A 21667-nucleotide genomic window follows, 5' to 3' on the forward strand; every position below is an offset into this window, starting at 1 on the left:
CGGGACCGCTTGCAAACGTTGATGGAGATGTCCCGGGTTGCGCTTCGCTCCACCCGGGCTATGCGGCTGTTTCGCGGGGACGGTCGTCGTGGGCTGGGAAAGGGCTTATCTTCGAAGGAAGCCCGCATCGCCCGCGAACTGCTTGATCAGTTCGTTGAGGTCGTCGTCAGCGGGCCCATCGTTTCCATCTTGCGGATTCGATTCGGTACGAATCTCGGGTGCGGCAGGCGGTACCACAGCGATCTTCGGCGCGTGGAGTTTCACAGCGCGGCGATCCGGCTTGACCTCTGCGCGCGGCGATCTCGGCTCCCGATTTGCATCGACCGATGCCTGATGCACTTCGGGCGATGCCGCCGGCGTGGATTCCTTTCGTGCGGCCTTCGCGATGATTTCGTTGACGATCGCGCCGAGGCGGCCCTTGTCGGGCTGGGCGAGATAGCTATTGGCGAATTCATCGACATAGTGTTGTCCGTAGTCGGACAGCACCGCGGCCAGTCGCGCCAGATCGGGATCGCTCTCGACCATGCGGCGCCATACTTCCTTGTCGTAAGCGGAGGCGTCGGCGCTCGAGGTCGTTTGCGGTGCCGGCAAGGGGGGAGGTTCCGGAGTGATCGGAACAGTTTCTGCGTGGGCCGGAGGCACTTCGGCAAGTGCCGGCTTCGGACGCGAGTCGAGGGCGGCGGACTCCGTCTTCTCGGACTTTCGCCGCTTCCGCTCGGCGACCTGAAGCGACACGAGGCCGATGCCCATCAACAGAAAGCCGAGAGCGGCCCAGGTCACCGTGAGGCACAGGACGAATCCTGTGAGCAGCAAAACCCAACCAGCAATACGCATGGCACGCCTTTCTTCCGGCAACAATTTGGCGCGCTCGGGCGGATTTGGCAAATCGACAAGCTTTGTCCTTAAAGCAAACGAATCTGTGAACGAGTCGACCCGATGTCGTTTGCCGAGCACCGCGGGGAACCGTCACATTGTCGCCAATCGGCGGTCAACAAGCGGTTGCAACCGCTGCGGATCACCCAGTTTCGCCGTGAAATGGGAACCAATACGCCTCGAGGGCTGTTGGTGCCTGCCGTAACGAACCTTCACCAGGAGTGGCACATGCGAAAATTCATCCTCCCGATGATCGTGGTTATGACCCTTGGGATTGCGACGCACGCCAGGGCGTATGATTCTGGCGATCTCATATCGATGCAGAGAGCACTGGCGATCGCGACCGATCTCGGGCTCGTAACCGTATCTCACACTGAATTTGCCGGCTATGAATGGCAAATCGAGGGGCGGGATCTCGAAGGCCGGTACATGGAAGTCGATGTCGACGCCCGCACCGGTGCGGTGCTCAACGTCGATCGATAAACCTGCGAGGTGCTGCTTGATGCGCCCTCGCCCCTTGTGGGAGAGGGCTACTCCGGGGTCAGCACGAACTCGCTTGGGTGAGGGGTCTCTCTCCACGCGCACCGTGCCCGCGGCGACGATCCCTCATCCGGCGCTTCGCGCCACCTTCTCCCGCAAGGGAGAAGGGAAGGTGACCGAAATCACTTCGAGCCTCCCGTCAGCACCTTTACGCCGCCGAACGCAGTCACCTCGCCACGACGCAGCATCACGATCTGGGTCGCGAGCTGGCGCAGTTCGGCGGCGTCGTGGCTGACATAGACCATCGGAATGCCTTCGTCGCGCAGCCGGATCAGATAAGGGAGGATCTCCACCTTCCGCCCTTCGTCCAGCGAGCCGAGCGGCTCGTCGAGCAGCAACAGGCGCGGCTTCGACAACAGCGCGCGTCCGAGCGCGACGCGCTGGCGCTCGCCGCCGGAAAGTTTACCCGGACGACGGTCCATGAGATGGCCGATGTCGAGCAGGTCGGTGACGCGTTTGCGCTGCGCCGGATCATCCGGCAGGCGATTCATGCGGCGCCCATAGTCGAGGTTCTGCCGCACGTCGAGATGCGGGAACAGCCGCGCGTCCTGGAACACATAGCCGATGCGGCGCCGGTAGGGCGGCACATGCACGCGCGCTTCGGTGTCGTCGAGCGTCTCGCCATCGAGCGAGATGATGCCGCGGTCGGGCTTCAGCAGTCCCGCGATCATGTTGATCAGCGAGGTCTTGCCGGCGCCCGACGCGCCGAACAGGCCGATGACGCGGCCCTCGCTGGTGAAGGACGCAGAGAGCGTGAATTCGCCAAGGTGCTTGGTGACGTCGACACGGAGCATGGTCAGTTTCCGTGCAGCCGCTTCGTCGCGCGCCGCGCGAACCACTCTGATGCAACAAGCGCGCTCATCGCAAGCACGATGGAGATGATGACCAGTCGCGCCGCCGCAAGGTCGCCCTCGGGCGTCTGGATCAGCGAATAGATCGCCGACGAGATGGTCTGGGTCTCGCCCGGAATGTTGGAGACGAAGGTGATGGTCGCGCCGAACTCGCCGATTGCCTTGGCGAAGCCGAGCACCATTCCGGCGAGCACGCCCGGTAGCGCCAGGGGCAACGTCACGGTCAGGAACACCTGCCACGGCGCCGCGCCCAGCGTTCCGGCGGCCTGCTCCAGCCGCCGGTCGACGGCCTCGATCGACAGCCGGATCGGCCGCACGAGCAATGGAAAGGCCATCACGCCGCAGGCGAGCGCCGCACCGGTCCAGCGGAACGCGAAGACGATGCCGAGATGATCGGCAAGCCATGCCCCGACGAGGCCGCGCCGTCCAAACGTGAGCAATAGCAGATAGCCGGTGACAACGGGCGGCAGCACCAGCGGCAGATGCACGAGCGCGTCGAGCACCGATTTGCCCCAGAAGTCACGGCGCGCCAGCAGCCACGCCAGCGCGATCCCTAAGGGGGTCGCGACCAGCGTTGCGACGATGGCGACCCGCAGTGACAGCAGGATCGCCGTCCACTCGGTCGGCGAAATCTCGAACACGTGGGCTCAGATCATGCTTCCGCTTTTCCGGATCATGCTCAGGTCGTCGGCGTGATCAGGAACTTGAAGCCGTACTTCTCGAGGATCGTCTTTGCCGCCGACGATTTCAGGAAGTTGAGGTACTCGGCGGTCTCGGGTTTGGCCGTCATCGTCGCCGCGACCGGATAGATGATCGCGGGATGGCTGTCGGCCGGGAAGGTGCCGACGATCTTGACGCCGGGCTCGACCTTGGCGTCGGTCGAATAGACGATGCCGAGCACGGCCTCGCCGCGGGCGACCAGTGTCAGCGCCGCGCGCACGCTTTCGGCCATCGCGAATTTCGGCTCGGCCGCCTGCCATGCGCCGAGCTTCTCCAGCGCCGCCTTGGCATATTTGCCGACCGGCACGGCCTTGACGTCGCCGGTTGCGATCCTGCCGTCACCGGCAAGTTTCGCGAGGTCGAAGCCGGCGCCGATATTGACGTTGTCGATCTTGGAGTCCTTCGGCGCGATCAGCACGATGCTGTTGCCGAGCAGATTGACCCGCGTCGCCTCGTTGATGTTCTTCTGCTTGACCGCGTAGTCCATCCAGTCGGTGTCGGCGGAGACGAACACGTCGGCCGGCGCGCCCTGCTCGATCTGCTTTGCCAATGCTGAGCTGGCGGCGTAGCTCGCATTGACCTTGACGCCGGTCTTGGCGGTGTAGGCGGCGTCGATGTCGTCGAGGGCGTTCTTCATCGAGGCGGCCGCGAACACGGTCAGGGTCTTTTCCTGCGCGTTCGCAGGTAAGGCGGCTGAAGACAGCGCAAGGACAAAGGCGGCGACAATTCCGGCAAGGCGGTTCATGGCAGGCGCTCCATCACGTCCGTGTGCACGCGGACCGCGCGCACTTCGGGCGTTGGTTGAATCGGTAAGGATTGCGACAGACGGAAGCGCCGTTCCGGTGATCCCAACGGACTGACGGTCGGTTGGGATATCGCTATGTTCAGATAATAAACAGGCCGGCCGTCCGGGTAAAGACGACGCGTTGTCTATTCGCCGGCCTATGTACCGCTCATTCCGCCGGCAGGATCGCGACCGAGATCGAATTCTCTTTGACCCCGCTGATCTGCAGTACGAATGGGCTCGCGGAAAGCTCGAATTTTACCGTCTTGCGGATACCGTCGCAGTCGGTGGCGCCGCTGAATGCCTTGGGCTTGAGGAAGTGACCATCCTGCACCACGTCCAGCCAGGCGCCGGACGACAGGCTGATCGTGTAAAGGCCGGCCTTGGGCGCATTCTTGAAGCTGGTGAAGCCGGCAAAAGTGCCGTCCTTCGGCGCCCGCTCCGGCGGCGTCGGCAGTTTTGCATCTGCCGGCGCCACCAGGGTCAGCGTGAATCCGCTGGCGGGCAATGCCGCGAACTCGTTGCCCGATGTCAATTTGGCGCGATCTGGCGCGGTCAGCGCGGCGCGCTCGCGATCGATCGGCCATTTGAACTTGTCGCAACCGCTCGGTTCTTCCGCCGCAAGAGCAGGCGCACTGCCGAGCAGCAGCAACGCAACCAGAACAGATGTCCGCCGCATAACTATTCTACCGCGATCATGACATCGGAGGCCTTGACGACCACGATCACCTTGCCGCCAACCTTGATGCCGAGATCATCGACCGCCTCGTTGGTGATCGAGGACGTCATGACGGTGCCGCCGATATCGACGCGGACATGGGACGTGGTTGCGCCCTTCTTCACCTCGACGACGGTGCCCTTGATCTGGTTACGTGCACTGAGACGCATGATCGCTCCTCGCAAGCGTTGAATGCGCGCAGTCGTGCTGCGCCTATGTGGCTTTTGGTTGAAACGAGCGGGACCGTCGTCCCCGGCGGACGCCTTGCGCTTGCGGCGCTGGCCGACGCGACAATAGCCCATCACGCCGCCGCGGGAATAGCGTCCTGACGAAGATGTTATCCTCGCGGGGCAATGCGTAGCCCGGACGGAGCGTCCATCGAAGAAGATGTCACGGCTTCGCGTCCGGCGCGTTCAGCACCGCTTTGCAAGCGGCCGGCATTTGCGCCAGGGTCATCGGCGGCTTCGGCTTTGGCGGTATCGGCGGCGGCTTCGGATGCAGCACCGCATCGGAGAACCAGAAGTCGAAGTCGGAAGGCTTGCAGCCTTCATCCTCCGACTGCGACGGCTGTCCCTCGCATTCGCTGGCGCCGGCCGGGCAGCGCATGCGGATGTGGAAGTGATAGTCATGGCCCCACCACGGTCTGATCTTGGCGAGCCAGCTACGGTCGCCCTTGGCCTCGCGGCACAATGCCTTCTTGATCGCGGCGTTGACGAAGATCCGCTGCACGGCGGGCTCCTGCGCGGCGTCGCGCAGCACCAGCACATGGCCGGGGGTGAACACTTTGGGATCGACGTCGAGCCGGTCCGGCCGCACCATCATCACCGCCGACATGTCCTCGCGTTCTTCGCGCGACAGCCTGCGGTCGGGCATCGGCGTCAGCCAGACGTCGGCATCTAAACCGATCTGGTGACTGGCATGGCCGCTCAGGGCGGGCCCGCCGCGCGGCTGCGCGATGTCGCCGACCAGGATACCCGGCCAGCCGGCATCCTTGTGCGCCTTGACCGACAGGCGCTTGAGCAGCGCGATCATGCCGGGATAGCCCCAGTTGCGGTTGCGCGACAGCCGCATCACCTGCCAGGTCTCGCCACTGATCGGCATCGGCGCCGCGCCCGCGAGACAGCCTTTGGAATAGGAGCCGATCACCCGCGTCGGCGTCGCCGTCGGCAGCACCTTGCGCGCGAACAATTCCTTGGCGCCGAGCTTGGGATCGTTGGGATTGGCGAGCGGCGGCAGCGGCTTCGGATTGACCGAGCCTCTGTCCTGCGCCGACGCCGCGTCGGCACCAAGCGATAGAGCTGCAAGAACCAGCAGGGTCAATATCGGGCGGGACGTCATGGGATTCACTCGAAGGGCAGTCAGCGTAACATGGATTCGATGGTCCGCGAGCCGCCGTGACATCGCAATTGGTTGATGGAGCTAACTCCCTCTCCCGCTTGCGGGGGGGCGAGGTGGGGGTATCTCCGCGATTCGGACTCTTCGTGTGGAGAGGGCCCTCACCTGGCGCTTACGCGCCGACCTCTCCCGCAAGCGGGAGAGGTGGGAAGAGCCTTCACTGCATCTCGATCTTGGCCGACTTGATCACCGTGCTCCAGCGGTCGACCTCGCTGCGCAGATATTGCGTCGTCCGCTCCACCGAGCCGCCATAGATTTCCGCGGAGAGCTTTCGGAAGTTGGCCTGGATATCGGGCCGGGCCAGCACTTCGTTGACGTCGGCATTGATCTTCTCGACGATCGCCTTCGGCGTCCCTGGCGGCGCCACCATCGCAAACCAGGCGACCGCTTCGAAGCCCGGCAGCGTTTCGGCGATCGTCGGCACGTTGGGCATGGATGGCAATCGTTTCGGCGAGGCCACCGCCAGCAGCTTGAGCTTGCCGGCCGTCACCAGCGGCAGCGTGACGCCGAGATTGTCGAACATCAGGTCGACGTCGCCGGCGAGCAGGCCCTGCAGCGCCGGCACGGTGCTGCGATAGGGAATCTGGCGCAGCTTCACCTTCGCCATCGTCTCGAATAATTGGGAGCTCAGATGCGACGTTGTCCCGCTGCCGAGCGTGGCGGCTGTGAGCCCATCGGGGTTTGCGCGCAGATGATCGATCAACTCCGCCACGCTGGACGCCTTGATGCCGTTGGGGCGGACGAAGATCGCGTTCGGCACCTGCGCCATCACGACGATCGGCTCGAACCTTGCCGGATCAAAGCGGAGCTTGCGAAAAAGGTTCTGGTTGATGACGAGCGGCGGCGGTGGCGCGGAGAGAAGGGTGTAGCCGTCGGGGTCGGCATTGTAGACCTCCTCGGCCCCGACGTTGCCGGCTGAACCGATCCTGTTCTCGATTACGATCGGCTGGCCCCATTTGCGCGACAGCCAATCCGCCACCAGCCGCGGGACCGCATCCGCGGTTCCGCCGGCAGAGAATGGCACGATGATCCTGACGGTGCGGTCCGGGTAGTCTCCGGCAGCGCCGGGACCACACGTCAGCAGCAGCGCCAGCGTCGCCGCCAAGAGAGTGCTGATGGTGAGAGATCGATTGTGCGTGCTCTGGCGCATCGGGTCCCCTCCCCAAGGCGATGCTTGCGCCTCGTCCGCCGTCCGCAACTTGGCGTCCCCTGGAACGGAGGATAGCCTGAACCGGCGGGCGCCCGAAGCATTTTTGACGACAGCAGATGCCCACTCTGATCGCGACCTCCTGATTTGCTCGATCCAAGCTCGCGGCTTAACCGGGTACTAACCCTGTCGCGTAATGACGCAATTTCGTGCGGAATACGCGCCATTGGTGCATCCGCAGCATCGCTACCCGGATCGCGGGAAAATTGGCTCCGCGCGCCTGGTTGATTTGCCCGTTGGATTTGCTTCTCAGCCCCTCCGAGCCGCCCGCCGGTATTCAGAGATGCGGACGTCCGCCTCCTAAACAGGCAGCTCGGGTCCGGCTCTATTCTGGAAACCGGCGGAATACACCATTTTTTCAGACACTTATCGGAGAACCAACCGCGGCGGGAGTGCGTGTGGCGGAAAGTCGATGCCGAAGATGCGGCCAAAAACGGTTAAGAAACTACGGCGCAGGGCGGCGGCGAGAATTCCCGGCCGTCCGGTCAAACCCGATCCGAAACTTTCAGGCGGCAAGCGGCGCGTTCCGTCCGAGATCGGCGAGATCGTGCGCAAGCGCGCCGAGGCTGAGGCGGCGATCGCCGATGCGCGCCGCTCCAACGAGCGCCTGCGCGAGGCGATCGACATCCTGCCGCAGGGCATCGTGTTCCTGGACGCCGAAGGCCGCTACATCCTCTGGAACAAGAAATATGCGGAGATCTATCGCCGCAGCTCCGACCAGTTCGAGCACGGCGCGCGGCTGCAGGATACGCTCCGGGTCGGCGTCGCGCGCGGCGACTATCCCGAGGCCATCGGCCGCGAGGAGGCGTGGATCGCTGAGCGGCTGAAGAAACTCTATCAGCCCGGAGAGCGGCATGAGCAGAAGCTCGCCGACGGCCGCGTCGTCCTGATCGAGGAGCGGCTGACGTCGGATGGCGGCGTCGTCGGCCTGCGCGTCGACATCACCGAATTGAAGCAGCGCGAGGCGTCGTTCCGCCTGCTGTTCGACGGCAACCCGGTGCCAATGATCGTCTGCTCGCGCGACGGCGAGCGCATCCTCTCCGTCAACGACGCCGCGGCCGAGCATTACGGCTTCAGCCGCACCGAATTTGAGAAACTGACCATCCGCAGCCTGCAGGCGTTCGATACTGAACTGCCGTGGATCGGCGGCCGCGGTGGCGACGAGCAGGCGGCGCGGACCTGGAAGCATGTGCGGGCCGACGGCACGCTGATCGATCTTGCGATCTATTCGCGCGAATTGATGCATGGCAACCAGCCCGCGGTGCTGCTGGCGCTGATGGACATGACCGAGCGCAAGCGCGCCGAGGCGCGGCTTGCCTTTATGGCCCAGCATGACGGGCTCACGGCGCTGCCCAATCGCAATCTGCTCCGCCAGCAGATGGACGACATGCTGCTGCACACCCGCCGCAGCGCCGAGAAGGTCGCGGTGCTGGTGCTCGGGCTGGACAATTTCAAGGCCGTCAACGACACGCTCGGCCATGGCGTCGGCGACAAGCTCCTGCGCGGGGTCGCAAAGCGCCTGCGCTCGACCTTGCGCGAGGAAGATGCGCTGGCCCGTCTCAACTCCGATGAATTCGCGATCGTCCAGAGCGGCGTGTCGCGTCCGGAGGATGCGGTGCTGCTTGCGAAGCGCCTGCTGGAAGCGATCGGCGAACCCTATCTGCTCGACGGCCATTCCATCGTGATCGGCGCCAGCATCGGCATTGCGATGTCGCCCGGCGACGGCGACGAATCGGAGAAACTGTTGAAGAGCGCCGACATGGCGCTATCGCGCGCCAAGAGCGAATTCCGCGGCACCTTCTCCTTCTTCGAGGCCGAGATGGACGCGCGCGCCCAGACCCGCCGCAAGATCGAGATGGATTTGCGCGACGCGATCCAGAACGACGGCTTGCGGCCGTTCTACCAGCCGCTGGTCGATCTCTCGAGCGGCCGCATCACCGGCTTCGAGGCGCTGGTGCGCTGGCCGCATCCCGAGCGCGGCATGATCTCGCCCGGCGAGTTCATCCCCGTGGCGGAAGAGACCGGCCTGATCAATCCGCTCGGCGGCTTGATGCTGCGGCGCGCCTGCATGGATGCCGCGCATTGGCCCGACGATGTCCGAGTCGCCGTCAACCTGTCGCCGCTGCAATTCCGCACCGGCAATCTGTTGGCGCAGGTAACGGAAGCGCTGAAGTATTCCGGTCTGCCGGCGCGGCGGCTCGAGCTCGAGATCACCGAGACGCTGCTGCTAGAAAAGAGCAGCCAGGTGCTGGCCACGCTGCACGCGCTGCGCGCGCTCGGCGTGCGCATCTCGATGGACGATTTCGGCACCGGCTATTCCAGCCTCAGCTATTTGCGCAGCTTTCCGTTCGACAAGATCAAGATCGACCAGTCGTTCGTGCGCGACCTCGGCTCCAACCGCGATGCGCAGGCGATCGTGCGTTCGATCATCAGCCTCGGCAAGGGCCTCGGCGTCACCATCACCGCGGAGGGAGTCGAGACCGAAGCCGAGCTGAGCTGCCTGCGCGCCGAAGGCTGCCACGAAGGCCAGGGTTTCCTGTTCAGCCGCGCCAGGCCCAATGTCGACATCGTCAGCCTGCTGCAGGCGCAGCGCGGCGGGACGAACGACGAAGCCGCGCTGGTAGCGTGAGCCGAGTTTTTCAGTGGTAGGGTGGGCGCGTTTCGCTTTGCCTACCCTACGTGCTCACCGCGTCGTTGGCGATCCCGCGAGATTGCCTGAGAGGATCGCGCGGCCGGCGTCCTCGTAATTGACGTCGCGGGCCTGGATCTGCTGCGCGATCGCGTGCATGTCGCGGAAGCGGCGCTCGAACTTGTTGGCGGCGAACACCGCCGTGGCGCCGGCCATGTGATAGGCGGTATCGACCACGGATGCCGATTGGTGGATGGTCCAGGTCGAGGCGACGCGCAGCGCCACGCGATGGCCTTCTGTCAGGGAAACGCCGCGTTCTAGATCGCGCCAGACGTCCGCAGCAGTCGTATAGAGATAGGCACGCGCAGCGCGCAGGCTTGCCTCGGTGCGGCCGATCAAACCCTGCACCGCATTGTTCTCGCGCATCGCCTTCAACCCTTGCGGCGTCTTGCCCCGCGAAAGCTCGATCGCCGCATCGAGCGTGGCGCGCGCGACGCCGAGCGCGGTCGCCGCAAAACCCATGCCGAACACCATGTTGGTGGAAAGCTTGTACAGCGGGCCCGCTTCGCGCAAGGCGGAAGGATCGTCGCGCAGCGCGGCGAACTTCTCCGGGATGAACAGATTCTCCACCGAATAGGAATCGGTGCCGGTGCCCTTCAGCCCGATCACGTCCCAGACGTCGTGCATGGTGGCGCTCGCCGCCGGAAACAGGATGGTGCGGATTTCCATCGAGCCGTCAGCTTTCTTGCGGGGCGAGCCGTCCTGTTCGACCACCCGCACATGCGCGCCCAGCCAGCTTGCCTGCCGTGAACCGCTCGCAAAATCCCAGCGCGCATTGGCGATATAGCCGCCCGGCACCACCTTCACCTCATGCGCGATCGCGCCCCAGGCCAGAATGCCGGGCGCGACGTTGAAGATCTCGTTCGCCGCGTCAGGCTCGAGATAGGCCGCGGTCATCGCGCAGACGCTGCATTGGCCGAGGCACCAGGCAGTGGAGGCATCGGCCTTGGCGATCTCCTCCTGCATCTGCATGAACGCTTCCAGCGTCGCCTCGCTGCCGCCGAAGCGTTTCGGCAGCAGCGCGCGATAAAGCCCGTTGTCGACCAGCGCCGCTGTCACCGCGCCCGTCAGCCGCCGCGTCCGCTCGATCTCGTCCGCATCTTTTGTGATCAACGGCGCCAGTGCACGCGCCTTCCCGGCGAGATCGAACTCTTCCGGCTTGCTCATGCGTTTCCTCGCTGTTGTTGTTCTATCGAGCGGGAACGCGATGGTGGCCTATCCGTGGGGAGAGGGCAAGCTAGTCGAAGCACTCGCGGCCGTCATTCCGGGGCGCGCGTAGCGCGAGCCCGGAATCCATCGGGCCGCATAGTATGTGGAGAAATGGATTCCGGGCTCTCGCTGCGCGAGCCCCGGAATGACGACGGTGCCTCAGCTATCCACCTTCAGCGCGGCAATGAAAGCTTCCTGCGGGATGTCGACCTTGCCGAACTGCCGCATCTTCTTCTTGCCTTCCTTCTGCTTCTCCAGAAGTTTTCTCTTACGCGTGATGTCGCCGCCGTAGCACTTGGCGGTGACGTCTTTGCGCAGCGCGCGGACGGTTTCGCGGGCGATCACCTTGCCGCCGATCGCCGCCTGGATCGGGATCTGGAACATGTGCGGCGGGATCAGTTCCTTCATCTTCTCGACCATGGCGCGGCCGCGGCCCTCGGCGCGGGTGCGGTGCACCAGCATCGACAGCGCGTCCACTGGCTCGCCATTGACCAGGATCTGCATTTTGACGAGATCGGCCGGCTTGTAGTCGGTCAGATGATAGTCGAACGAGGCGTAGCCCTTGGAGACCGATTTCAGCCGGTCGTAGAAATCGAACACCACTTCGTTGAGCGGCAAATCGTATTTCACCATCGCACGGCTGCCGACGTAAGTCAGCTCCTTCTGCGAGCCGCGGCGGTCCTGGCACAGTTTCAGCACGCTGCCGAGATATTCGTCCGGGGTGAGGATGGTGGCCTCGATCCAGGGCTCATCGATCTCGGCGATCTTGACCACGTCCGGCATGTCGACCGGGTTGTGGATCTCGATCTCGCTGCCGTCGGTGAGCTTCATCTTGTAGATGACGCTCGGCGCAGTCGCGATCAAATTGAGATCGAACTCGCGCGACAGCCGCTCCTGGATGATCTCCAGGTGCAACAGCCCGAGGAAGCCGCAGCGGAAGCCGAAGCCGAGCGCGGCCGAGGTCTCCATCTCGAACGAGAAGCTGGCATCGTTGAGGCGGAGCTTGCCCATCGCCGCGCGCAGGGTTTCGAAATCGTCGGCGTCAACAGGGAACAGGCCGCAGAACACCACCGGGATCGCCGGCTTGAAGCCCGGCAGCATTTCCGACACCGGCTTCTTGTCGTCAGTGATGGTGTCGCCGACGCGGGTGTCGGCGACTTCCTTGATCGCCGCAGTGATGAAGCCGATCTCGCCGGGGCCGAGCTCGTCCACCTGCTGCATCTTCGGCGTGAAGAAGCCGACGCGCTCGATGTCGTAGGCTGCGCCCGTGCCCATCATGCGGATGCGGCTGCCCTTCTTCATCACGCCGTCGACGACGCGGATCAGGACGACTACGCCGAGATAGACGTCGTACCAGCTATCGACCAAGAGCGCCTTCAAGGTGGCATCCTTGTCGCCCTTCGGGGGCGGCAGGCGGGTGACGATGGCCTCCAGCACATCAGGCACGCCGAGGCCGGTCTTGGCCGAGATCATTACGGCGTCGGAAGCGTCAATGCCGATCACGTCCTCGATCTGCTGCTTGACTTTCTCGGGCTCGGCCGCAGGCAGGTCGACCTTGTTCAGGACCGGCACGATCTCGTGGTTGTTGTCGAGCGCCTGGTAGACATTGGCGAGCGTCTGCGCCTCAACGCCCTGGCTGGCGTCGACCACCAGCAGGGAACCTTCGCAGGCCGCCAGCGACCGCGAGACTTCGTAGGCGAAGTCGACATGGCCGGGCGTGTCCATCAGGTTGAAGATGTAATCCTTGCCGTCCTTGGCGCGGTATTTCAGCCGCACCGTCTGCGCCTTGATGGTGATGCCGCGCTCGCGCTCGATGTCCATGGAATCGAGCACCTGTTCCTTGCCCGCCATCTCACGGTCTGACAGACCGCCGGTCATCTGGATCAGGCGGTCGGCCAGCGTCGATTTGCCATGGTCGATATGGGCGACAATGGAGAAGTTGCGGATGTTCGGAATAGGGGCGGTCGTCATGGGGCGCGAGATAGCATTCGCACCCCGAAGCGGCAACCACATTGCGGAATTTTGAGCCGGTTTTGGTTGGTTTTGGCGGGTGTTTCTGCCGATTGTGGGTCGCTGCGGCAAACGGCAGCGGCGGGGAAACTTGCGGCGCCGGTCTCCCATAGTCACGCCAAGCTGATTTCATTCGCCCGTAAAACAGGCTAGGCAGGGCCCATGGCGACTGCATCAATCCTGCCCGCGGCGGCGCGCGCAAAACGGAAATTGTCGATCTCGCGTCTGGCGGCGTGGCTGGTGGCGCGCGCAACCGATCCCGTCACCGGATTATGGTTCGTCACCGGCTTCGCGCTTGCCCATGCCGTGCTGTGGACGCTGATCCTGGTCAATCTGAAGTCCGCGCAGGACATCCATATGGATGTCGCGGAGGCCTTTGCCTGGGGCCAGAAATTCCAGCTCGGCTATGGCAAGCATCCGCCGCTCTCGGGCTGGGTCGCCGGCCTCTGGTTCCGCATCTTTCCGGTGACGGATTGGGCGACCTATGCGCTGGCGATGGCGGTCATCGCCGTGAGCCTTATCGTCTGCTGGTTGATCGCGCTGCGTGTCGTCGACCGCCGCCGCGCCTTCTTCGTCGTGGTGACGCTCGCGCTCTATCCGATCTTCAACTTCAAGGGTTACAAGTACAACGCCGACCTGTTGCAGCTTGCGACCCTGCCGCCGGTCGTGCTCGCCTATCTCTATGCGTTCGAGAAGCGCACCGCGATTGCGGGCGTCTGGCTTGGTCTCGCCGGCGCGCTGGCGCTGATGACCAAATATTGGGTGCTGACCATGATCGGCGCCATCGGGCTTGCGGCGCTGATCCATCCCGAGCGCCTTCGCTTCCTGGCTTCGCCGGCGCCGTGGGTTGCGATCGCAACGATGATCGTGGCGATGATTCCGCATATCGTCTGGCTGAGCGAGACCCATTTTGCGCCATTGACCTATGCCGGGGATGTCTACAGCATCGACAATCGCGCGGTCAGTCTGTACCTCGTCAACGGCTACATCGCCCACAATCTCGGATTGCTCGCCGCCTGTATCGTGCTGGCGGCGCTCGCGCTCGGCTGGGGCGCGCTGGTGCGGCGGCCGTCGACCTTGTTCACGCGCAACTGGTCGCTGGGGCCGAATCCCGGCGTCAATCTCTCGCAGGCGCTTAACGTCTGGATCATCCAGATCATCGTCGCGATCGGACCGCCGCTCGGCGCGCTGTTCTTCGAGATCTATATCAAGACCGACTGGGGCATCTCGCTGTTCTTCCTGACGCCGCTCGCGCTGGTCGCGATCCCCTGGCTGCGGATCCCCAGAATGGCGCTGTTTCGGATCAGCGCGATCTGGCTCGTGATCACCATCGCCATGCTGTTCGCGTCGCCGACCATTGCCGAGCGCGAGCTTGCCGCCGATCCGAACAGCGTCGCGAAATACGGCGCGCGCGCCGAGCTTGCGCGCGAGCTCACCGAAGCCTGGCACCGCAAAGCCGCCTCGCGCTGGGCCGTGGTGGCGGGCACCACGGAGGTGATCATGCCGCTGGTGTTCTACAGCCCTGATCATCCAGCGCCGTTCACGCCGGGCGAGGTCTGGGGCGCGGGCCTCACCAGCGAAGCGGAAGCCAAGCGCCTCGGCTTCATCGGCGTGTTCGACCCCAATGACGGACGCCTGCCTGCGTTCGAGAGCTGGATCGACAAGAACGCGCCGCACGCCGAGCGCCTGATCATGACCACGCGCCGCTTCGTCCACGGCCACCCCGGCCCCTCTGTGAGCTGGAAAGTCTACATCGCGCCGCCGGTGCCCTCTGTGCCCGATCGCCCGAAATCGTAGGATGGGTAGAGCGAAGCGAAACCCATCATTCGCATTGCTTGCTCCGTCGCGATGGGTTTCGCTTCGCTCTACCCATCCTATGGGCCTTGCTGTTTGCACGGCGCCCCCCGCATAACCTCGGTCCATTTGCGCTGGTTGATCGGGCGGCGTCCACTCTCCATAGTGCGCCGGCAACAGCGAGGTTCCCTGCCGGGCGCCTTGGAATGGGAACGTCGATGAGTGCCATATCCAGCGATGAGATCGCCGACGACGCGCGGGCGCGCGCCAATGTGCTGCGGCTGGCTGCGGCGCAGGCGCTGACCGGCGCCAATTCGGCCGTCATCTTCGCGACCGGCTCGATCGTCGGCGCGACGCTGGCGCCCGACGTTTCGCTCGCGACCGTGCCGCTGTCGATGTATGTGCTGGGGCTTGCCGCCGGCACGCTGCCGACCGGCGTCATCTCGCGCACCTATGGTCGCCGCACGGCGTTCATCATCGGCACCGGCTGCGGCGCGCTGACCGGCGCGCTCGGCGCCTTCGCCATCCTGCACGGCGCTTTCTGGCTGTTCTGCCTTGCGACCTTTCTCGGCGGGCTCTATGGCGCGGTGGCGCAATCCTATCGCTTCGCCGCCGCCGACGGTGCAAGTCGCGCGTTCCGGCCCAAGGCCGTATCCTGGGTGATGGCGGGCGGCGTATTCGCCGGCGTGCTCGGTCCGCAACTCGTGCAATGGACCATGGACATCTGGCCGCCTTATCTGTTCGCCTTCAGCTTCCTGATGCAGGCGTTCGTCGCCCTGGTCGCGATGGCGGTGCTGGCCGGCGTCGATGCGCCAAAGCCGGCCGCGATCGACCTGCATGGCGGCCGGCCGCTGCTCGAGATCGCGCTGCAGCCGCGTTTCATCGCCGCCGCGCTGTGCGGCATCATCGCCTATCCCATGATGAACCTGGTGATGACGTCGGCGCCGCTCGCCATGAAGATGTGCGGCCTTTCCGTCAGTGATTCCAATTTCGCGATCCAGTGGCACATCATCGCGATGTATGGCCCAAGCTTCTTCACGGGCTCGTTGATCGCCCGCTTCGGCGCATCGCGCATCGTCGCGCTCGGCCTGCTCCTGGAGGCGCTTGCGGCGGCGATCGGGCTCTCGGGCCTGACCGCGCTGCACTTCTGGGCGACCTTGATCGTGCTCGGCGTCGGCTGGAATTTCGGCTTCGTCGGCGCCTCCGCGCTGGTGCTGGAGACGCACCGGCCGCAGGAACGCAACAAGGTGCAGGCGTTCAACGATTTCCTGGTGTTCGGGACGATGGCGATCGGCTCGTTCTCGTCAGGCCAATTGCTCGCCAATTACGGCTGGTCGGCGGTGAATCTCGTCGTGTTCCCGCCGGTGGTTCTGGGGCTTGTCGTGCTGTGGATCGCCTCGTTCGCGAAGCGGCGGGCGAAATTGCGCGCCGTCGATGAGTTTCCGGAACCGAGTCTTTGAGAACTTGCTGACAACTGCTGACAGTTCGGTCGTGGTCGAAGTGATGACCGCGCCATTTTGCTAAACGGTACGACCCGTAACAGGCAAGAAGCAGCGACCCGTGGACGCATCGACTTACAACAGCACCGACGAGGCCTCGCTCCGCTACGACGGCTGGCGCATCGTGTTGGTCTGCTTCCTGCTCGCGACGTTCGGCTGGGGGCTCGGCTTCTACGGCCAGAGCGTCTATGTCGCCGAGCTGCAGCGCCTGCACGGCTGGCCGGCATCGCTGATCTCTTCCGGCACCACCTTCTTCTATCTCGCGGGTGCGGGTCTGGTCGTCTTCGTCGCCGAAGCGATCAAGGCGTTCGGTCCGCGGAGCTGCCTGGTCGCGGGAACGATCGCGATGGCTGCGGCGGCGGTCGCGATCGGGCAGGTGCGCGAGCCCTGGCAGCTCTATCTTGCCGACGCCGTGCTCGCCTTCGGCTGGGCCGGCACCAGCCTCGGCATGATCACCAACACACTCGGCCTGTGGTTCGACAAGAAGCGCGGCATGGCCATCAGCCTGGCGCTGAACGGCGCGAGCTTTGGCGGCATCGTCGGCGTTCCGCTGCTGATCGCCGGCATCGGCTATTTCGGTTTCTCCGGCGCGATGACGGCGGCGGCGATCGCGATGGTCGCGCTGATGGTGCCGGTGATCCTGGTCTTCGTCGGCCGGCCGCCGGCGCATATCGGGGCGGTGGCATTGTCTGCTGCGGGAGGGCCGTCACCGACGCAGATCCGCGCGCGTGCGCTTCGCGATCTCGGTTTCCTCTCGGTCTCGATTGCATTCGCCCTGGTGCTGTTCGCCCAGGTCGGCTTCATCGTGCACCTGATCTCATTCCTGGATCAGGTGATCGGCCGCGAGCGCGCGGCGGTGGCGATGGCGCTGCTGACCGCGATGGCGGTGGTCGGGCGCGTGAGTTTCTCCTTCGTGATCGACCGGCTCAATCAGCGCTTGGCGTCGGCGCTGTCCTTCGTCAGCCAGGCCGTGGCGCTCCTCGTCATCATCAACCTGCGCAGCGATTGGGTGCTGATTGCGGCCTGTGCCGTATTCGGCTTTTCGGTCGGCAATCTGATCACGCTGCCGGCCCTGATCGTGCAGCGCGAATTCGACCCGCGCTCGTTCGGCGTATTGGTGAGCCTGGTCACCGCCATCAACCAGATCACCTATGCCTTCGGTCCAGGCGTGGTCGGCCTGCTGCGCGATATGTCGGGGAGTTACGCGCTGCCGTTCTACGGCTGCATCGTGCTCGAACTCATCGCGGCCGTGCTGATCATGCTGCGGGGACGCGCCAATGCGTAGCTACACGCACCACGCACGCCGACCTCATCCTGAGGAGCGGCCTTCAGGCCGCGTCTCGAAGGATGGGCCACGGGTGACATAGGGGCCTCATGGTTCGAGACGGCGCTGCGCGCCTCCTCACCATGAGGGGTTAGATTTCCCGTTGCCGCAGCAAATCCTCGAGATCGAGCCGCTTGGTGAACATCGCAAGCTTGCCGTCCGGCGTGCGCGGCCATTGCTCTTGGGGTCGGTCCCAGTAGAGCTCGACGCCGTTCTCGTCGGGGTCGCGCAGGTACAGTGCCTCGCTGACGCCATGGTCGCTGGCGCCGTCGAGTGCGATACCAGCGCTGAGCACGCGGTGGAGCGCGTCCGCGAGCGCAGGGCGGGTGGGGTAGAGGATCGCGGTGTGGTACAGGCCGGTAGTGCCTGATGGCGGCGGGTGTCCGCCTTTGCTCTCCCAGGTGTTCAGCCCGATGTGGTGATGGTAGCCGCCCGCCGAAATGAACGCGGCACCGGAGCCCATGCGCTGCTGAAGCTCGAAGCCGAGCACGCCGCAATAGAAGCCGAGCGCGCGGTCGAGATCGGCGACCTTCAGGTGCACATGCCCGATCCGCGTGCCGGCGATGATGGGAGGATTTTGCGCCATGTTGCTGCTCCGGTTAAAAACCGTATGTAGCGACGATCCGAACCACGCGGAACCGGCCTGTCCGGAAACCCTGTGTTTCCGGCCGTGCCCCAGGCTCACGCCAGCTCCGACACTTCGCCGTCCGGCAGGCCGAATTCGAACGTGTTCAGCGTCAGCGACACCATTGTGTAGTAGCCGCAGAGCCCGATGATCTCGACCACACCGCGCAGGCTGAGCGTCTCGACGGCCTGATCATACAGCGCCTGCGACAGCCCATGGCCTTCATGCAGCGATTTCGCCACGTGGTAGATCATCCTCGCCTTGGGGTCGTCGAATTCGGGTGCGCGGCGGTCGCGGATGGCATCGATGATGTTCGGGTCGAGGCCGCCCTTCAGCGCGAGGCGTTTGTGTGCCCACCATTCGTAATGCGCGGTGAAGTGGCGCGCGGTGACGAGGATCGCGATCTCCGAAAGTTTCGGCGGAAACATCGTGTTGAAGCGCAGCATCTCGCCGAGCCGCGCGCCGTGCCGCGCCATTTCCGGGCTGTTGAGCCAGGCCATCATCGGCGCCGGCGCGGAGCCGCGCTTGCGGGCGATCGCCTCGTCATAGGTCTGTTTTTGCGCCTCGTTCATTTCGCCAGGCGAAAGCAGCTTCAGCCTCATGTCCGTTTCCTCTTGTTTTTCAACCGTTAGGCCAGCAAGCGAATACACCCGTTCCGGCCTCGCGGCCACCGGCGCCAGGCGCAGGGAGATATTGAATTCCACGGTCCGGCGGCTAAGGTCGTTTCAACAATTCGTCAGATGGAAACGCGCCATGGCCGATCTTGAGAAATTCCGCAGCGAAACCCGCGCCTGGCTGGAGCAGAACTGCCCGCCGGAGATGCGCAAGCCCATGACCTCGGACGGTGACACGTTCTGGGGCGGCCGTAATGCAAAGTTCTCCTCCGAGCCGCAGCGGGTCTGGTTCGAGCGGATGCGCGACAAGGGCTGGACGGTGCCGCATTGGCCGAAAGACTATGGCGGCGGTGGGCTCGATGGTGAGGAAGCCAAGATCCTGCGCCAGGAGATGACGGCGATCGGCGCGCGGCAGCCGCTGACCTCGTTCGGCATCTCCATGCTCGGGCCGGCGCTGCTCAAATACGGCACGGAGGAGCAGAAGAGAGAGCATCTGCCGAAGATCACGGCCGGCCTGATCCGCTGGTGCCAGGGCTATTCCGAGCCGAACGCCGGCTCCGACCTCGCCTCGCTGCAGACGCGGGCCGAGAGCGACGGCGATGATTTCATCATCAACGGCCAGAAGATCTGGACGTCCTATGCCAACTATGCGGATTGGATCTTCTGCCTGGTGCGCACCGATCCCGCTGCGAAGAAGCATGACGGCATCAGCTTCATCCTGTTCGACATGACCTCGAAGGGCGTGTCGACCAAGCCGATCCTGTTGATCTCAGGCTATTCGCCGTTCTGCGAGACCTTCTTCGACAATGTGCGGGTGCCGAAGTCGCATGTTGTCGGCACCATCAACCGCGGCTGGGACGTTGCAAAATATCTGCTGCAGCACGAGCGCGCGATGATCTCGGGGATGGGCGAGCGCGGCGTCGGCCGTCCGCTCGGCCAGATCGCGGCTGATTCCATCGGTGCCGACGCGCAGGGACGGCTGGACGACGCGGTGCTGCGCAGCCAGATTGCGAGCTTCGAAGTCGATGAAGCAGCACTCGCTGCGGCCGCCGAGCGCGCGGTTGATCTCGCCAAAGCGGGGCAGGCGCATCCGGCATTTTCCTCGGCGATGAAATATTACGGCACCGAGCTCAACAAGCGCCGCTACGAGATCCTGATGTCGGCCGGCGGCATCGATGCGCTGGAATGGGAAAGCGAGCGCTCCCGAGGCGGCGCGCGGCCGCGCGCCTGGCTGCGCACCAAGGCCAATTCGATCGAAGGCGGCACGTCGGAGGTGATGCTCGGCATCGTCGCCAAGCGCATCCTCGACCTGCCGGGAGCTTAACTTCACCTCTCCCTGAAAGGGAGAGGTCGGCGCGCTCGGCAGCGCACTTGCGCGCCAGAGCGCGACGGGTGAGGGTCAGCCACAGACACGGAGCAAGCGGCAGACCCCCCACCCAACCTCCCCCTTGCAGGGGAGGAGTGCAACGGAAACATTCATCGTCTCAGGTTTTCGGATTCAGTCTATGGCCCTCATCCTCACCGAAGAACAATCCATGCTGCGTGACAGCGCGCGCGGCCTCATCAGCGACAAGGCGCCGGTCTCGCATTTGCGCCAACTGCGCGACAGCAAGGACGAAACCGGCTTCTCGCGCGAACTCTGGAAGACCTTTGCCGAGATGGGCTTCTCCGGCCTGTTGGTATCAGAACAATTCGGCGGCAGCGGGCTCGGCGCGGTCGAGGCCGGGATTGTAATGGAGGAGATCGGGCGCACGCTGATGCCGTCGCCGTTCCTTGCCACGTCCGTCCTCGCCGCCTCGGCGCTGTCGCGCGGCGGCAGCGAGGCGCAGAAAGCGCAGCATCTGCCCAAGATCTCCGACGGCTCGCTGCTCGCCGCGCTCGCGGTCGACGAGGGCGCCAAGCATCGCCCGCCGCACACCAGCATGCAGGCGGTACGCAGCGGCAACGGCTTCAAGCTGAATGGCGACAAGGCGCTGGTCGTCGACGGCCACACTGCGGGTCTGTTGATCGTCGCGGCCCGCACGGCCGGCAGCGCCGGCGAGAAGAACGGGGTGACCCTGTTCCTGGTCGACCCGAAGGCCAAGGGGATTGCGAGGGAGCGCACCATCATGGTCGACTCCCACAACGCTGCGCGCATCGTGTTCGACAATGTCGAGGTCAACGCCGACAGCGTGCTAGGGGAGGTCGATCAAGGTTATCCGCTGCTCGAAGGCGTGCTCAATGTCGGCCGCGGCGCGGTCGCCTCCGAAATGGTGGGTTTGAGCGAGGAGGTGTTCGGGCGAACCGTCACTTACCTCAAAGAGCGGAAGCAGTTCGGCAAGCCGATCGGCGAATTCCAGGCGCTGCAGCACCGGGCCGCCCAGCTCTATATCGATATCGAGATCACGCGCGCCGCGGTGCTGAAGGCGTTGCAGGCGCTCGATGCCGATCCCGCCAATGCCGGCAGCGCGGTCGCAGTTGCAAAAACGCGCGCTGGCACCACGGCAACGCTCGCGGTGCAGGAAGGCGTGCAGATGCATGGCGGCATGGGCATGACCGATCAGTTCGACATCGGCTTCTTCATGAAGCGCGCCCGCGTCTGCCAGGAGCTGTTCGGCGACTGCAATTTCCACGCCGATCAGTTGGCGAGGGCGAAGGGGTATTGATGGAGTTACCCTCATTGCAATGAGGGTGGGAGCCAATGCTTCGGTGCGCGTTGATGTGCCCTCGCCCCTTGTGGGAGAGGGCTGCTCCGCCGTTAAAGCGGGATGGGGTTAAGTTGAATCGATTTGGGATTCCCAAATCAGTGAGTTTCTGATTCACCATGCTGGCTGGG

General features: G+C 64.4%; 19 protein-coding genes. 7 read left to right on the forward strand and 12 right to left on the reverse strand.

Going from position 1 to position 21667, the window contains the following annotated elements:
* Positions 1-105: 105 nt before the first annotated feature.
* The gene (locus tag ACZXDY_RS22745; RefSeq protein WP_464347026.1) at positions 106-834 is read right to left on the reverse strand and encodes a hypothetical protein; all 729 of its coding nucleotides are present in this window, start codon (positions 832-834) and stop codon (positions 106-108) included.
* A gap of 102 nt (positions 835-936) precedes the next feature.
* Here ACZXDY_RS22745 and ACZXDY_RS22750 point away from each other — a divergent pair, with 102 nt between their 5' ends.
* On the forward strand, positions 937-1356 hold the full coding sequence (locus ACZXDY_RS22750) for a PepSY domain-containing protein (RefSeq protein WP_464347027.1): 420 nt from the start codon (positions 937-939) through the stop codon (positions 1354-1356).
* A gap of 179 nt (positions 1357-1535) precedes the next feature.
* On the opposite strand, the gene modC is transcribed toward ACZXDY_RS22750, so the two are convergent.
* The 7 genes from modC to ACZXDY_RS22785 form a co-directional block, all read right to left on the reverse strand.
* A complete protein-coding gene (modC, locus tag ACZXDY_RS22755) occupies positions 1536-2207 on the reverse strand; it encodes a molybdenum ABC transporter ATP-binding protein (protein ID WP_464347028.1) in 672 nt (223 codons plus the stop codon).
* Between the two features lie 2 nt (positions 2208-2209).
* Positions 2210-2905 (reverse strand): molybdate ABC transporter permease subunit, encoded by a 696-nt coding sequence (modB, locus tag ACZXDY_RS22760; RefSeq protein WP_028163384.1) that lies wholly within the window; start codon positions 2903-2905, stop codon positions 2210-2212.
* A gap of 38 nt (positions 2906-2943) precedes the next feature.
* On the reverse strand, positions 2944-3729 hold the full coding sequence (modA, locus tag ACZXDY_RS22765; protein WP_464347029.1) for a molybdate ABC transporter substrate-binding protein: 786 nt from the start codon (positions 3727-3729) through the stop codon (positions 2944-2946).
* 208 nt (positions 3730-3937) lie between these two features.
* Positions 3938-4447, reverse strand: coding sequence for a hypothetical protein (locus ACZXDY_RS22770; RefSeq protein WP_464347030.1), 510 nt, complete (start codon positions 4445-4447; stop codon positions 3938-3940).
* Between the two features lie 2 nt (positions 4448-4449).
* Positions 4450-4656, reverse strand: a complete 207-nt coding sequence (locus ACZXDY_RS22775; protein WP_028163387.1) for a TOBE domain-containing protein — start codon at positions 4654-4656, stop codon at positions 4450-4452.
* Positions 4657-4876: 220 nt separating this feature from the next.
* Positions 4877-5824, reverse strand: coding sequence for a penicillin-insensitive murein endopeptidase (gene mepA, locus ACZXDY_RS22780; protein ID WP_464347031.1), 948 nt, complete (start codon positions 5822-5824; stop codon positions 4877-4879).
* Between the two features lie 214 nt (positions 5825-6038).
* A complete protein-coding gene (locus ACZXDY_RS22785) occupies positions 6039-7031 on the reverse strand; it encodes a Bug family tripartite tricarboxylate transporter substrate binding protein (protein ID WP_464347032.1) in 993 nt (330 codons plus the stop codon).
* A 469-nt stretch (positions 7032-7500) separates the two neighbouring features.
* On the opposite strand from ACZXDY_RS22785, the gene ACZXDY_RS22790 reads away from it, so the two are divergent.
* Positions 7501-9717, forward strand: a complete 2217-nt coding sequence (locus ACZXDY_RS22790; RefSeq protein WP_464347033.1) for a putative bifunctional diguanylate cyclase/phosphodiesterase — start codon at positions 7501-7503, stop codon at positions 9715-9717.
* A 54-nt stretch (positions 9718-9771) separates the two neighbouring features.
* On the opposite strand, the gene ACZXDY_RS22795 is transcribed toward ACZXDY_RS22790, so the two are convergent.
* Together ACZXDY_RS22795 and lepA are read right to left on the reverse strand one after the other, a co-directional pair.
* Positions 9772-10944 (reverse strand): acyl-CoA dehydrogenase family protein, encoded by a 1173-nt coding sequence (locus ACZXDY_RS22795; RefSeq protein WP_464347034.1) that lies wholly within the window; start codon positions 10942-10944, stop codon positions 9772-9774.
* Between the two features lie 201 nt (positions 10945-11145).
* Positions 11146-12957, reverse strand: a complete 1812-nt coding sequence (lepA, locus tag ACZXDY_RS22800) for a translation elongation factor 4 (RefSeq protein WP_028163392.1) — start codon at positions 12955-12957, stop codon at positions 11146-11148.
* 201 nt (positions 12958-13158) lie between these two features.
* On the opposite strand from lepA, the gene ACZXDY_RS22805 reads away from it, so the two are divergent.
* The 3 genes from ACZXDY_RS22805 (at position 13159) to ACZXDY_RS22815 (ending at position 17574) form a co-directional block, all read left to right on the forward strand.
* Entirely contained in the window at positions 13159-14793 is a 1635-nt protein-coding gene (locus ACZXDY_RS22805) for a glycosyltransferase family 39 protein (protein ID WP_464347035.1), read from the forward strand.
* A 215-nt stretch (positions 14794-15008) separates the two neighbouring features.
* Positions 15009-16250, forward strand: a complete 1242-nt coding sequence (locus ACZXDY_RS22810) for an MFS transporter (protein ID WP_035689923.1) — start codon at positions 15009-15011, stop codon at positions 16248-16250.
* Between the two features lie 100 nt (positions 16251-16350).
* Positions 16351-17574, forward strand: a complete 1224-nt coding sequence (locus ACZXDY_RS22815; protein WP_028163395.1) for an MFS transporter — start codon at positions 16351-16353, stop codon at positions 17572-17574.
* A gap of 130 nt (positions 17575-17704) precedes the next feature.
* Here ACZXDY_RS22815 and ACZXDY_RS22820 read toward each other — a convergent pair whose 3' ends face one another.
* Positions 17705-18199: a VOC family protein gene (locus tag ACZXDY_RS22820; RefSeq protein ID WP_464347036.1), complete on the reverse strand. Its 495-nt coding sequence runs from the start codon at positions 18197-18199 to the stop codon at positions 17705-17707.
* Positions 18200-18294: 95 nt separating this feature from the next.
* Positions 18295-18840, reverse strand: coding sequence for a carboxymuconolactone decarboxylase family protein (locus ACZXDY_RS22825; RefSeq protein WP_464347037.1), 546 nt, complete (start codon positions 18838-18840; stop codon positions 18295-18297).
* 151 nt (positions 18841-18991) lie between these two features.
* On the opposite strand from ACZXDY_RS22825, the gene ACZXDY_RS22830 reads away from it, so the two are divergent.
* Positions 18992-20176 (forward strand): acyl-CoA dehydrogenase family protein, encoded by a 1185-nt coding sequence (locus tag ACZXDY_RS22830; RefSeq protein WP_456640635.1) that lies wholly within the window; start codon positions 18992-18994, stop codon positions 20174-20176.
* 181 nt (positions 20177-20357) lie between these two features.
* A complete protein-coding gene (locus tag ACZXDY_RS22835; RefSeq protein WP_464347038.1) occupies positions 20358-21497 on the forward strand; it encodes an acyl-CoA dehydrogenase family protein in 1140 nt (379 codons plus the stop codon).
* Positions 21498-21667 lie beyond the last annotated feature (170 nt).

It is taken from the genome of Bradyrhizobium sp. LeoB3 (genome assembly GCF_055456055.1).

Excerpts from the sequence above, each read along its gene's own strand:
- ACZXDY_RS22745 (WP_464347026.1), bottom strand. The coding sequence starts at position 834 with ATGCGTATTGCTGGTTGGGTTTTGCTGCTCACAGGATTCGTCCTGTGC.
- ACZXDY_RS22750 (WP_464347027.1), top strand. The coding sequence starts at position 937 with ATGTCGTTTGCCGAGCACCGCGGGGAACCGTCACATTGTCGCCAATCG.
- modC (WP_464347028.1), bottom strand. The coding sequence starts at position 2,207 with ATGCTCCGTGTCGACGTCACCAAGCACCTTGGCGAATTCACGCTCTCT.
- modA (WP_464347029.1), bottom strand. The coding sequence starts at position 3,729 with ATGAACCGCCTTGCCGGAATTGTCGCCGCCTTTGTCCTTGCGCTGTCT.
- ACZXDY_RS22770 (WP_464347030.1), bottom strand. The coding sequence starts at position 4,447 with ATGCGGCGGACATCTGTTCTGGTTGCGTTGCTGCTGCTCGGCAGTGCG.
- ACZXDY_RS22775 (WP_028163387.1), bottom strand. The coding sequence starts at position 4,656 with ATGCGTCTCAGTGCACGTAACCAGATCAAGGGCACCGTCGTCGAGGTG.
- mepA (WP_464347031.1), bottom strand. The coding sequence starts at position 5,824 with ATGACGTCCCGCCCGATATTGACCCTGCTGGTTCTTGCAGCTCTATCG.
- ACZXDY_RS22785 (WP_464347032.1), bottom strand. The coding sequence starts at position 7,031 with ATGCGCCAGAGCACGCACAATCGATCTCTCACCATCAGCACTCTCTTG.
- ACZXDY_RS22790 (WP_464347033.1), top strand. The coding sequence starts at position 7,501 with ATGCCGAAGATGCGGCCAAAAACGGTTAAGAAACTACGGCGCAGGGCG.
- ACZXDY_RS22795 (WP_464347034.1), bottom strand. The coding sequence starts at position 10,944 with ATGAGCAAGCCGGAAGAGTTCGATCTCGCCGGGAAGGCGCGTGCACTG.
- lepA (WP_028163392.1), bottom strand. The coding sequence starts at position 12,957 with ATGACGACCGCCCCTATTCCGAACATCCGCAACTTCTCCATTGTCGCC.
- ACZXDY_RS22805 (WP_464347035.1), top strand. The coding sequence starts at position 13,159 with ATGGCGACTGCATCAATCCTGCCCGCGGCGGCGCGCGCAAAACGGAAA.
- ACZXDY_RS22810 (WP_035689923.1), top strand. The coding sequence starts at position 15,009 with ATGAGTGCCATATCCAGCGATGAGATCGCCGACGACGCGCGGGCGCGC.
- ACZXDY_RS22820 (WP_464347036.1), bottom strand. The coding sequence starts at position 18,199 with ATGGCGCAAAATCCTCCCATCATCGCCGGCACGCGGATCGGGCATGTG.
- ACZXDY_RS22825 (WP_464347037.1), bottom strand. The coding sequence starts at position 18,840 with ATGAGGCTGAAGCTGCTTTCGCCTGGCGAAATGAACGAGGCGCAAAAA.
- ACZXDY_RS22830 (WP_456640635.1), top strand. The coding sequence starts at position 18,992 with ATGGCCGATCTTGAGAAATTCCGCAGCGAAACCCGCGCCTGGCTGGAG.
- ACZXDY_RS22835 (WP_464347038.1), top strand. The coding sequence starts at position 20,358 with ATGGCCCTCATCCTCACCGAAGAACAATCCATGCTGCGTGACAGCGCG.